At 72.5% G+C, this 12,561-nt stretch carries 9 protein-coding genes; all 9 read right to left on the reverse strand.

Features of this window, described 5'->3' with window-relative positions:
* Window positions 1–43 precede the first annotated feature (43 nt).
* On the reverse strand, window positions 44–1,192 hold the full coding sequence (locus tag ACXET9_RS10145; protein ID WP_457886466.1) for a DNA polymerase III subunit delta': 1,149 nt from the start codon (window positions 1,190–1,192) through the stop codon (window positions 44–46).
* Window positions 1,189–1,965, reverse strand: coding sequence for a dTMP kinase (tmk, locus tag ACXET9_RS10150; RefSeq protein WP_457886467.1), 777 nt, complete (start codon window positions 1,963–1,965; stop codon window positions 1,189–1,191). Before tmk ends, ACXET9_RS10145 begins: the two co-directional genes overlap by 4 nt.
* Window positions 1,962–3,053, reverse strand: coding sequence for a Gfo/Idh/MocA family protein (locus ACXET9_RS10155; RefSeq protein WP_457886468.1), 1,092 nt, complete (start codon window positions 3,051–3,053; stop codon window positions 1,962–1,964). The genes tmk and ACXET9_RS10155 overlap by 4 nt, the downstream gene beginning before the upstream one ends.
* 150 nt (window positions 3,054–3,203) lie before the next feature.
* The gene (locus ACXET9_RS10160) at window positions 3,204–4,067 is read right to left on the reverse strand and encodes a carbohydrate ABC transporter permease (RefSeq protein ID WP_457886469.1); all 864 of its coding nucleotides are present in this window, start codon (window positions 4,065–4,067) and stop codon (window positions 3,204–3,206) included.
* The gene (locus ACXET9_RS10165; protein ID WP_457886470.1) at window positions 4,064–5,242 is read right to left on the reverse strand and encodes a carbohydrate ABC transporter permease; all 1,179 of its coding nucleotides are present in this window, start codon (window positions 5,240–5,242) and stop codon (window positions 4,064–4,066) included. The genes ACXET9_RS10160 and ACXET9_RS10165 overlap by 4 nt, the downstream gene beginning before the upstream one ends.
* Complete coding sequence (locus ACXET9_RS10170; protein WP_457886471.1) at window positions 5,239–6,582, reverse strand: ABC transporter substrate-binding protein; 1,344 nt, start codon at window positions 6,580–6,582, stop codon at window positions 5,239–5,241. The genes ACXET9_RS10165 and ACXET9_RS10170 overlap by 4 nt, the downstream gene beginning before the upstream one ends.
* 254 nt (window positions 6,583–6,836) lie before the next feature.
* Complete coding sequence (gene topA, locus ACXET9_RS10175; RefSeq protein ID WP_457886472.1) at window positions 6,837–9,557, reverse strand: type I DNA topoisomerase; 2,721 nt, start codon at window positions 9,555–9,557, stop codon at window positions 6,837–6,839.
* A 135-nt stretch (window positions 9,558–9,692) separates the two neighbouring features.
* Entirely contained in the window at window positions 9,693–10,772 is a 1,080-nt protein-coding gene (locus ACXET9_RS10180; RefSeq protein WP_457886473.1) for a phosphatase PAP2 family protein, read from the reverse strand.
* On the reverse strand, window positions 10,769–12,433 hold the full coding sequence (locus tag ACXET9_RS10185) for a DUF7059 domain-containing protein (RefSeq protein ID WP_457886474.1): 1,665 nt from the start codon (window positions 12,431–12,433) through the stop codon (window positions 10,769–10,771). Before ACXET9_RS10185 ends, ACXET9_RS10180 begins: the two co-directional genes overlap by 4 nt.
* Window positions 12,434–12,561: the final 128 nt, after the last annotated feature.

Below are 12,561 nucleotides of genomic sequence, written 5' to 3' on the forward strand. Positions count from 1 at the left end.
CCCCGGCGCCCCCGCCTGCTGAGGTCCAGCCCGTCCGGCGCGCTCAGCGCAGGGTCGTGGCGATCCTCGAGAGCAGGGCTTCGAGGGCCAGCAGCGGCGGCACGTTGCCGCTGATCCGCGTGCGCGTCTCCTGGACGGCGTCGAGCAGGTCCAGCGTGATCGTCCCGGCGCCCGCCTGCGCGGCCCGGTCGACGTCGCCCGCGATCTCCACGTTCACGAGCGCGCTGCCGGAGCCGATCTGGCGGGTCAGCACGTCCCGGAGCACCGAGTGCGCGTCCAGGAGGTACCGGTCCAGGACATCCCGGACCAGTCGCGTCTGCCGACGCTTGGCATCGTCCTCCAGCTGTCGGACCTGCGAGCGCAGGGACGGCGGCACCTTGCCGTCCTCGATGCCGGCGGAGCGCAGGAAGCGCTCCTTCTCCCGCTGCGCGACGGCGTCGGCCGTCTCCTTCGCCTCCGCGGTCGCACGATCCACGAGCTGCTGCGCCGCGAGGACCGCCTGACCGGTGCCGCGCAGGGAGAGCAGCGCGCGGGCGGCCTCCTCGCGGGTCTCGAGCGCGCCCGGCTGCGTCGCATAGCGTCGCGCCAGGCCGATGTGGCCCTGAGCGGCGCGGGCGGAGCGCACGGCGAGGTCCTCGGCGATGCCGTCGCGGCGCATCAGGAGCTCGGCGACGACCTCCGAGGAGGGCACCGACAGCGTCACCAGGCGGCAGCGGGAGCGGATCGTCGGCGCGAGGTCCTCGGCGGAGGGCGCGCAGAGCATCCACACGGTCGCCGGCGGCGGCTCCTCGATCGACTTCAGCAGCACGTTGAAGGTGCCGGCGCTCATGCGGTCGGCGTCCTCGATGATCAGGACGCGGTGGCGGCCGGTGGCGGGGGCCCGCTGCGCCGTCATGACGAGCGAACGGACCTCCTCCTTCGCGATCGAGAGCTTGTCGGTCGCGACGACGGTGACGTCCGGGTGGGTGTTCGCCAGGACCGTGCGGCAGGCGCGGCACTGCCCGCAGCCGGTGCCGAGCTCGCACTGCAGCGCGGCCGCGAAGGCGCGCGCCGCGGTCGAGCGCCCCGATCCCGGGGGACCGGTGATCAGCCAGGCCTGCGCGAGGGGAGCGGTGCCGTCGACCGCGCGGCGGAACTGCGCGAGCGCGGCCTCCTGGCCGACGACGTCGGCCCAGACCCCCGCAGCGGTCACAGCTCGTCCCGGTGGGAGACCGGTCGGGGCTGCTCGAAGGTCGGGTCGAACAGGTGCAGGACCTCGCCGACGGACTCCAGGACCTGCTCATGGACCTCGGTCTCGGAGAGGGTGCCGTCGATGACGGCGAAGCGCTCCGGATCCTCGGCGGCGAGCCGCAGGAACTGCTCGCGGACGGCCTCGTGGAACTCCCGGCCGGCGGCCTCCAGGCGGTCGTGCTCCGCGGTCGCGCGGCGGGCGTCCAGGGCCGACGGCGGCACGTCCAGCAGGATCGTGCGCTGCGGCAGGAGCCCGTCGGACGCCCAGAGCGACAGCGCGGCGATGTCGGAGGAGTCCAGATCCCGCCCGGCGCCCTGGTAGGCGATCGAGGAGTCGAGATAGCGGTCGGCGAGGACGAGGCCGCCGCGGGCCAGATGCGGCCGGATCAGCGTCTCGACATGGTGGGCGCGGTCCGCGGCGTACAGGAGCGCCTCGGCGCGCGGGGTGACGTCCTGCCCGTGCAGAAGGAGCTCGCGGAGGGAACGGCCGAGGGAGGTGCCGCCGGGCTCCCGGGTGGTGAGGATGAGGTCCGCGTCGACGAGGCGGTCGGTGACCAGATGCTCGTGGAGCATCCTCATCTGCGTGGACTTGCCGGCGCCGTCGCCGCCCTCGAAGGAGATGAAGACGCCGCGGCGGGGGATGCGCGGGATCGGCGCGCGCAGGACCGGCGGGACGCCGGGGAGGTCGGGCGGGCCGGGCAGGTCGGGAAGGCCGGGCAGATCGGGCAGGCTCATCGGGTGCGCTCCCCGGGGTAGACCACGCCGAGCTCGCCGCGGACGGCGTCCATCGTGTCCATCACGCTGAGGGTGTCCGCCCAGCTCATCAGCGGCGACTCGAGGTCCCCGGCGGTGATGCGGCGGGCGGCCTCGGCGATCTCGTAGGCCATGCCGTCGCCGCGCTCGCCCGGGTAGGCGAAGCGGGCCTCGCGGCCGTCGAAGAGCGAGACGGTGAGGTCCGTCGGCGCGAAGAAGGTGCCGTCGAGGCGGGCGGTGCCCTCGGTGCCGGCGACGAGCGCGGCGTTGGGCATGCGGGTCAGCAGGCTCGAGCCGAGGCGGGCCCGGCCGCGGGCCGCGCCGTCGCCGCGGGAGCCCCGGGCGAGCAGCTGCACGGTCGCGTCGACGCCGGTGGAGGTGCGCTCGCCGCGCACCGCGAGGTCATCGAGGTCGCCGAGGACCATCTGGGCGAACGAGATCGGGTAGACGCCGAGATCCAGCAGGGCGCCGCCGCCGAGGGCCGGCGCATACATGCGGTGCGAGGGGTCGGCGGGGAAGTGCTGGGAGTGCTCGGCGACGACCTCGACGACGTCCCCGAGGATCCCGGAGGCGAGCACCTGGCGCAGGACGTCGTAGTGCGGCAGGAAGCGCGCCCACATCGCCTCCATGAGGAAGACGCCCTTCTCGCCGGCGAGACCGATGAGATCGCGGGCCTGCTCGCCGTTCAGCGTGAAGGCCTTCTCGACGAGCGCCGGGATCCCCGCCTCGAGGACCGGACGGGTGAGCTCGTGATGCTGCGCGTGCGGGGAGGCGATGTAGACCGCGTCGATCCCGCCGGCGGCGAGCATCTCGGGGACCGAGGCGAAGGCGCGCTCGATGCCGTGCTCGGCGGCGAAGGCCTCCGCACGCTCCTGCGAGCGCGAGACCACGGAGACGACGCGCGAGGCTGTGGCGCGGTGCGCGGTCGCGGTGAACTGGCCGGCGATGTGGCCGGGGGAGATCACCGCCCAGCGCAGGCCCGGCGCGGTCGCCGGATCGGGGGTCGCGGGGGTCGGGAGCAGCAGCTGCCCGTCGTCGCCCGGAAGGGGTGCGTCGTCGCTCGCGTTCATGGGAACCAATCTATCGGGCCGGGCCGTCGCGCAGAGCATCGCCGTCGGCCCCTGGGGACCGACGGCGATGGGGAGGAGTGCTGCGGACGCCCGTCGGGCTCCGCGGACGGTGCAGGCCCGCCCGCCTCAGCCCTCGGCCCAGCCCGCGGCTCAGCCCTTGACCGAGCCTGCCGTCATGCCGCGCACGAGGAAGCGCTGCAGGCCGAAGAACACGAGCATCGGGATGATCATCGAGACGAACGCGCCCGCGGTCAGCAGCTCGGCGCCCTGGCCCTGCGTGCCGAGCATCTGCTGCAGGCTCACGATGATCGTGCGGTTCGCGCCGCCGCCGAGGAACAGCTTGGCGATGAGCAGGTCGTTCCACACCCACAGGAACTGCAGCGTCGCGAAGGCGGCGATCGCGGGCGAGGACATCGGGGCGATCAGCCTCCAGAACGTCTGGAAGTGGGAGGCCCCGTCGATCTTCGCGCTCTCCACGACCGAGCCCGGCAGGGTGGTCATGTAGTTGCGCAGCGTGTAGACCGCCAGCGGCATGCCGAAGCCCGTGTGCAGCAGCCACACGGCGACGAACTGGCCGTTGATCCCGAGCCCGCGCGGACCCAGGAGATCCAGCATCGGCTGGAAGGCCACCTGGATCGGCACCACCATCAGCGCGACGATGATGATGAACAGCAGGTCCTTCGCACGGAACGAGATGAACGCGAAGGCGTAGGCGGCGAAGGCGGCGAACATGATCGGCAGCACCGTCGCGGGCACCGCCACCACCACCGAGTTGATCAGCGATCCGGAGATCCCGGGGTCGCCGAGCACCTGCGCGTAGTTGTCGAGGGTCCATCCGCCCTCCCACAGGGCCGTCCACCAGCCGGTGGAGGCGGCGGCCTCGCGGCTGCGGAAGCTGGTGACCAGCAGGCCCAGGGTGGGGATGGTCCACAGCAGCGCCAGGATCGGCATCGCGATGATCGCGAGCGGGGATCGCGCGCGGCCGTCCTTCATGGTCCCGGTCAGGATGCTCATCGGTTCGCCTCCTGCTGACGGAAGCTGCGCACCTGGTACACGAGGATCGGGAGGACCAGGATCAGCAGCACGACGACGACCGCGGAGGCCTGGCCGGCCTGCTGGTCGGTGAACAGCTTGCGGAAGAACAGGTTCGCGATCACATCGGTGCTGTAGAGCCCGTTGGTCGTGACGTAGATGATGTCGAAGACCTTCAGGACCAGGATCAGCACCGTGATGAACACGGCCACGAGCGTCGGCCGCACCTGCGGGAAGACGATCTGCCAGAAGATCCGCATCTCGCCGGCCCCGTCCATGCGGCCGGCCTCGACGGTGTCCTCGGGGACCGCCTTGATCGCCGAGCTCAGCAGCACCATCGCGAAGCCCGTCTGCAGCCAGATCAGGATCACCATCAGCAGGATCGAGTTCAGGCGGGCGGCGTCGATCTGGTACCAGGGCTGCGGATCCCCGCCGAGGGCGACGACGATCGCGTTGAGCAGGCCCGTCTGCGCGGAGCCGGGGCTGCTGTAGGCGTACACGAGCGACCAGATCGTCGCGGCGCCCACGAAGCTGATCGCCATGGGGAGGAAGATCAGCGACTTCGCGGCCTTCTCGCCGCCGGAGCCGAGCTTGTCGGCGAGGACGGCGACCGCGAGGCCGAAGGACACCGTCACGATCGGGACGATGAGGATCCACAGCAGGTTGTTCAGCAGCGCCGACCAGAACCCGCCGCTGGCGAAGATCGCCCGGTAGTTGTCCAGCCCCGTCCAGGCGGTGGAGTCGTCGTTCGCGAAGGAGTACACGACCGTCTGCACCGTCGGGTACAGCAGGAAGATCGTGATCAGCGCGAAGCACGGCAGCAGGAACGCGTAGGGGATCAGGCCCTCGGAGAAGCGGGTCGGGAAGCCCTCGACGCACAGGTTGAGGAACCAGAAGAACACCATCGCCCCACCGATGCCGACGACGAGGCCGAGGGCGCCGATCAGGAGCCCGGAGTTCGCGAACCACTGCGGGTAGTACGCGAAGGCGAGGAAGGCGTTGCACACGAACCAGGCCGTGACGATCATGCCGACGAGGCCGAGCAGCGCCCGCAGCGGACGCGCGGAGGTGCCTCCCCGGGTCGCCGGGCCGGCCTCGTCCCCGCCGCCGGGGGCGTCGGGCGCAGGAGCGGCCTGCACGGAGGCGTCGACGCTCACGCCGGCCACCCCGCTTCGATGTCGTCGCAGACCTCCTGCGAGGTCTTCGTGCCCTGCAGCCACTCGACCATCCCGGTCCAGAAGGAGCCGGCGCCGACGGCCGTCGGCATGAGGTCGGAGCCGTCGTAGCGGAACACCTGTGCGCCCGCGGCGATCTCGGCGACCCGCCGGGTGGTCTCGTCGGCGTACAGGTCGAGGTCGAAGGTGCGATGCGGGCTGAGCCAGCCGCCCGCGCCGGCCCAGGCGCCGCCGAAGGCGTCCGAGGTCAGGAACTCCATGACCTTCACGGTGTCGTCGTTGAGGGTGAACAGGGCCGCGAGATCGCCGCCGCCGAGGATCGGCTGGCCGTCGAAGCCGCCCTCCCAGGTCGGCATGGCGTACACCCCGACCTCCTCGTCCATGTTCGCGAGCACGTCGTCGGGCAGGAAGCCGGTGACGAAGTTGCCCTGCCGCAGCAGCATCGCCGTCGGCGGGTCCTCGAACAGCGGGAGCGTGGCCTCGCCGAACGGGGTGTTGAGGATCGCGGTCGTGCCGCCCAGGACGTTGCCCTCGGTCTTCAGCAGATCCCCGAGGATGTCGAAGACCTGCACGACCTCCTCGGAGTTGAAGGGGATGCGGTGCTTGACCCAGTCGTCGTAGACCGTCGGACCGTGCACGCGGAGCATGAGCTCCTCGATCCAGTCGGTGCCGACCCAGCCGGTGGACTGCTCGGCGCCCCAGCCGTCGGACCAGGGCGCGATGCCGGTGGCCTTGATGGCGTCGGTGATCTCGCCGAGCTCCTGCATGGTCGCGGGCGACTCCGACCAGCCGCCCTCCTGGTACGCCTTCTTCGGGTACCAGATGAGGGACTTGCAGGCCATGCGCATCGGCGCCCCGTAGACGCGGCCCTGCAGCCGGGCCGAGTCGAGGAAGCCGGGGATGAGCGTCGAGGCCAGCGCGTCGTAGTCGAGGAACACGTCGATCGGGACGACGAGCCCCTTCTCGGCGAGGTCGAAGAGGCCGCCGGGCTGCGGGAACAGCGCGATGTCGGGGGCGTCGCCGGCGTTCGCGCGCTGCTGGACGATGTTCGTGAAGTCCGAGTCGGGCGTGTACTGGATCTCGATGCCGGACTCCGCCTGGAAGTCCTCGAGGGAGGCGACGAAGCCGTCGCGCTCCTGGCCTCCGAAGTTGCCGAGGATGGTGACGGTGCCGGTGCCGGGGGTGTCGCCCATCGTGTAGCGCTCGGAGCCGCCGCCGGAGGCACCGGAGGGGCTGGGGTTCTGCAGGCAGCCGGCGAGGCCGACGGCCGCTGTGGCGGCGGCTCCGGTGAGGGCCGCCCGCCGTGTGACGCGTCTGTCCATGGTCACTCCTTCGTAGACCCGGGGGTGCTCGTTCAGGAAAGGCACAGGATGCCTCGTCAGCCACTGTAGACCGACTGTGACGGGTGGCACATTGCGAAGCGGTGACGGAGGGGCGTCCAGGACGCGCGACGACCCGGCACCGTCGCAGGTGCCGGGTCGTCGCAGGTCCTCGCAGGAGGCCCGGGGCCGGGTGCCGGGGGTCGGCGTGTCGGGCGTGCCGGCGGGCGCCGGGCGTGCCGGCGGGCGCCGACGGGTCAGCTCTTCTTCGCCGCGGGCTTCCGGGTCGTGGTCGTCTTCTTCGCGGTCGTCGTGCGGCGGGCGGGGGCACGCTTCGGGGCCGGGCCCTTGGCGCGCTTCTCGGCGAGCTTCTCGACGGCGATCTCGGGGGTGATGTCCTCGACCTTCTCGGTGGAGCGCAGCGAGACGTTCGTGGTGCCGTCGGTGATGTACGGGCCGAAGCGGCCGTCCTTGATCACGATCGGTTTCTCGCTCGTCGGATCCGTGCCGAGCTCCTTCAGCGGCGGCTTCGCGGCCGCGCGACCCCGGGTCTTCGGCTGCGCGTAGAGCTTCTCCGCCTCCTCGAGGGTGATGGTGAACATCTGCTCCTCGGACTCGAGGGAGCGGGAGTCCGTGCCCTTCTTCAGGTACGGGCCGTAGCGGCCGTTCTGCGCGGTGATCTCCGTGCCGTCGGCGGTGGTGCCGACCACGCGCGGCAGGCTCAGCAGCTTCAGCGCGTCCTCGAGGGTGATCGTCGAGAGGTCCATGGACTTCAGCAGCGAGCCCGTGCGGGGCTTGGGCTGCTTGGACTTGGGGACCTTCTTCTCGCCCTCGGCGGGCTCGGGGAGGACCTCGGTGACGTAGGGGCCGAAGCGGCCGTCCTTGGCGATGATCTCGTGGCCGGTGACGGGGTCGGTGCCGAGCACGCGGCCGTCGTCCTTGGCGCGCTCGAGCATCTCGAGGGCCTTCTCGACGGTCAGCTCGTCGGGGGCGACCTCGTCGGAGACGTTGGCGCGCTGCGGGGGAGCGTCCTCGATCTCGGCGCCGGACTCGTCGCGGGCGGCGCGCTCGACGTAGGCGCCGTAGCGGCCGACGCGCAGCGTGATCCCGTCGCCGATCTCGATCGAGTTGATGGCGCGGGCGTCGATGTCGCCGAGGGAGTCGACCATCGGCTTCAGGCCCATGGGGTGGCCGTCCTCGCCGTCGCCGAGGTAGAAGTCGCGCAGGTAGTCCTCGCGGCCCAGCTCGCCGCGGGCCATGCGGTCCAGCTGCTGCTCCATCTGGGCGGTGAAGTCGTAGTCGACGTAGGTCTCGAAGTGCTCCTCGAGCAGGCGCACCACGGCGAAGGCGACCCAGCTGGGCACGAGCGCCGTGCCGCGGCGCAGCACGTAGCCGCGGTCCTGGATGGTCGCGACCGTCGAGGCGTAGGTCGAGGGGCGGCCGATGCCGCGCTCCTCGAGCGCGCGCACGAGCGAGGCCTCCGTGAAGCGCGGCGGCGGCGTGGTGGTGTGGCCGTCGGGCACGAGCTCGCGGGTGTCGAGGCGCTGGCCCTCGGTCATCTGCGGCAGGCGCTTGTCGTCGGACTTCTCGTCGTCGGCCCCGTAGCGGGTGGCGTCGCGGCCCTCCTCGTAGGCGGCGAGGAAGCCGCGGAAGGTGATCACGGTGCCGGCCGCGCGGAAGGTCGCGGTGCGCCCGGCCTGCGCCAGCGTCAGCTCGACGGTCGAGGTGGTGCCCTTCGCATCGGCCATCTGCGAGGCGACGGTGCGCTTCCAGATCAGCTCGTAGAGGCGGAACTCGTCGCCGCTGAGGGAGCCGGCGACCTCGGCGGGGGTGCGGAAGCGATCGCCCGCGGGACGGATCGCCTCGTGCGCCTCCTGCGCGTTCTGGGACTTCGTCTGGTAGGCGCGGGGCCTGTCCGGTACGTACTGCGCGCCGTACAGCTCGGCGGCCTGCGCGCGGGAGGCCTTCACGGCCTCGCCCGACAGCGCCACCGAGTCGGTGCGCATGTAGGTGATGTAGCCGTTCTCGTAGAGCGACTGCGCGACGCGCATGGCCTGGCGGGCGCCGAGGCGGAGCTTGCGCGAGGCCTCCTGCTGCAGCGAGGAGGTCGTGAACGGCGGGGCGGGCCGACGCGTGTACGGCTTCGACTCGAGGTTCGTGACCTCGGCGGGGGCGCCGGTCAGCGCCTCGATGAGGACCTTCGAGGTCTCCTCGGTGAGCACGGCCGCGCCCTGCGAGCGGGGCTTGAGGCGGCCGTCGTCGGCGAAGTCACTGCCGGTCGCCACGCGGGCGCCGTCGACGGTGGAGATGCGGGCGGTGAACGCGCTCTCCTCGGTCGCGAAGGTGCCGGTGACGTCCCAGTAGTCCGCGGCGACGAAGGCCATGCGCTCGCGCTCGCGCTCGACCACCAGGCGGGTCGCGACCGACTGCACGCGGCCGGCGGACAGCGAGGGCTTGATCTTGCGCCACAGCACGGGGGAGAGCTCGAAGCCGACCAGGCGGTCGAGGATGCGGCGGGTCTCCTGCGCGTCGACGAGGTGGGAGTCGATCTCGCGGGTGCTCTCGAGGGCGCCGAGGATCGCGTCCTTGGTGATCTCGTGGAACACCATGCGCTTGACCGGCAGCGACTTCTTCGGCTTCAGCGTCTCCAGGAGGTGCCAGGCGATGGCCTCCCCCTCGCGGTCCTCATCGGTGGCGAGGTAGAGGGTGTCGGCGTCCTTGAGGGCCTTCTTCAGGTCCGCGACGGTCTTCTTCTTGTCGGGACTGACGATGTAGTACGGCGCGAAGTCGTGCTCGACGTCGACCCCGAACTTGCCGAAGGGGCCCTTCTTCATCTCGGCAGGGAGGTCGCGCGGGACCGGGATGTCCCGGATGTGCCCGACGGACGCCAGGACGATGTAGTCGTCCCCCAGATAGCGCCCGATGGTCCGTGCCTTCGCCGGGGACTCGACGATCACCAGATGCCGTCCACCAGTCACGTTGCCTAGTCCTTCCCTGCCGCGCGTCGTCGCGGCCCGCCCTCGGAGCCCCCGGTGGGGGCCGTGATGAGGGAGATCGGAGTGCTCGGTCGCCTGTTCGACGCCGACGTCCGCTCACGGTACACGCTCACGAGGTCACGCCCGACGGACCCTCGGGACCCTGAGAAGCAGCACGAGCGCGAGCCACAGCGCCGTGCCGCCGATGATCAGCCCGGAGGTCGCGAGGAAGGCGGTCTGCTGCTGGGCGATGTCGTCGAGCACGATCGGGAGCCGGAGAGCGGCGAAGGATGTGACGCCCGCCGCGACCGCGAACAGGCCCAGCATGGCGAGCATCACCGCGGTCGCGGTGTCCGCGGCGGAGACGCGCGGGGCGGGCTCGGGGCGCACCCGCAGGGGGCGCACCCCCTGGGCGGCGTCGGCCGCCTGCCGCTCGCGGATCCGCTGCAGGGCGCGGACCGCGCGGCGCCGGGCATGCAGGCCGTCGAGCGCGAGCACCGCGAAGGTCCAGGCCGCGACCACGAGGATCGCGCCGACGACGTCGCTGGGCCGGTGCCAGCCGACCACCAGGGTGCCGACGCCCGCGCCGGCCGTCCACAGCGTGCCGAGGATCGCGAAGACCCAGCGGCCCCGGCCCGCGGCGAGCACGATCGCGATGACGGCCGAGGCCGCGAGCGCCGTATGGCCCGAGGGGAAGGAGTTGGGGGTGATGTCGATGCCCGGGCCCAGCACCTCGCGGCCGAGGATCAGGTGCTTGATCACCTGCGTGGTCACGTTCGAGCCCGCGACCAGGATCGCGAGCGGGATGAGCGTCCCGGGGCGGCGCCGCAGCAGCGCGATCAGCGTCGCGAGCACGAGGACGGCGGCGATCACGGGCATGCTCACGCTGCCGACGGCGATCTCCGCCCAGGTCGCCAGGCGTCCCTCGTCGGTCTTCGCGCCCGAGAGGATCAGCTGGTCGAGCCGCTGCCCGCTCGCGGTGCCGACGGCGAAGCGCGCGCACACGACGACGCCCGCCGTGCACAGCGCGGCCACCGCCAGCGCGATCCAGGGCCGCACGCGGCCGACGGCGACGGCGGCCGAGACGGCGCTCACCCGCGAGGTGCTCAGGCCCGATGGCCGCGCGGCGCCCGTCGGGCCCGTCGGCTCCGTGGGACCCGTCGGCTCTGCCGTCGGCGTGGTCGGGCTCGCCGTGTCGTCGGAGCTCGCGGCGCTCATAGGGCGAGCATCCCGCCGACGAGCGCCTCGCGCAGGCGCGGGAGCGTCCGGGTGCGCGCTTCGTCGACGTCGTCGCCGGTCAGCGCGCAGATCGCAGAGATCGTCTGGTCGAGCGTGAGGGTGCCGTCGAGCGCGCCGACGGTCGCGGCGAGCATCTGATCGGCGGGCATCGAGCGGGCGAAGCCGGCGCCCTGCACGATCTCGATGAGCATCGGATCCCACTCCCCGGGGGTGAGGTGGCGGCGCTCGACGACGTCCTCGGCGCGCACGGGACGGGAGGCCAGCAGGGCCTCGTCGTCCAGCGCGCCGAGCGTCCCGATCATCGCGAGCGCGGCGGTCAGATGGGTGGACAGGGTGCCGCTGCCGGTGCCGGCGGCGATCTCCGTGCGCAGGACGCCCGGCCGCTCCGGCCCGGTCGTCGGCCGACGGCGCAGCAGCAGATAGCCGAATCCGATCTCGGCGACCCGACGGGAGGCGAAGTCGTCGAGCCAGGCCTCCTGGAGGTCGGCCCAGCGCGCGTCGCGGTCGGTCACGCCGCCGTCGCGGGCCCAGGTCTCCGCATAGCGGGCCGGATCCTCGCTCTCGCGCTGGATCACCCAGGCGTCGACGCCGTCCGCGACCGCGTCCGCGAGCCAGGCGCGCGGATGCGCGAGCGGGTCCTCGACATCGGCGATCTCCCAGTTGCCCAGCATCACGCTGCGGCCGCCGGGGGCGAGATGCGCGGGGATCGCGGCGAGCAGCTCGGCCAGAAGGGAGTCGCCGGCGCGGCCGCCGTCGCGGTAGGTCATCACGTCGTCTTCGCCCGCGGCGGGGCGGGTGCGCGGGGTGATGACGAAGGGCGGGTTCGAGACGATCAGGTCGAAGGCCTCGCCGACGACCGGCTCGAGGAGCGAGCCCTGCCGGAGCTCGATCTCGACCTCGTTGAGCGCCGCGTTGAAGGCGGCGAAGGCCAGCGCGCGCTCGGAGAGGTCCGTCGCGACGACGCGATCCGCGTGGCGCGCGGCATGCAGCGCCTGGACGCCGCCCCCGCATCCGAGGTCGAGGACGCTGCCGACGCGGTCGCGCGGGGTGATCCGGGCCAGCGTCAGCGAGGCGCCGCCGACGCCGAGCACATGCTCGGGGTGCAGGGCCCGCCCGGTGGCGAGCTCCGACGGGTCGGAGGCGATCCACCAGCGGATCTCCCCGAGATCGTCCTGCGCGCTGTAGGGGGAGAGGTCGACCGTCGAGCGCAGCGGTGCATCGGGACCGAGGGCGGGAGCGCCCGCCTCGTCGGCTGCGTCGGCTGCTGCGTCGGCGTCGGCGTCGGCGTCGGCGCCGTCGGCCACGCCCGCTGCGGCGTCGGTGCCGTCGGCCGGAGCGAGGAGGCCGAGCGCGATCGCGCCGTCGGCGCCGAGCGTCGGCAGCGCCGCCTCGACGCGCGAGCGCGGGGCGACCTCGCCGAGCGTGAGCACACCCAGGAGGGTCGCGAGCGGCGAGCCGTCGCGGGCGAGGACGCGGCGCGCGGGCACGGGGTTCTCGCGGCGCAGGGCCGCCGCGGCGACCTCGCCGAGCAGGGCGTCGACCGCCTCGACCGTGTAGTCGGCGGTGAGCAGATCGGTGCGCAGGCGCTCGACCAGCGGAAGGATCACGCGCGGCGGAGCCGCGGGGGCATCGGACTGCATGACTACGATTGTGCACCAGCCGCCCGAGAGCTCGAGCACCCGACGGAGCATGAGAGGGCTGGCCACAGGCCTATGGACCCGGATCGACGGCGTTCTCGGGCCGGGGAGCACGAGATCGCCGGGAGGAG

The organism is Brachybacterium netajii (SeqCode) (genome assembly GCF_054114245.1).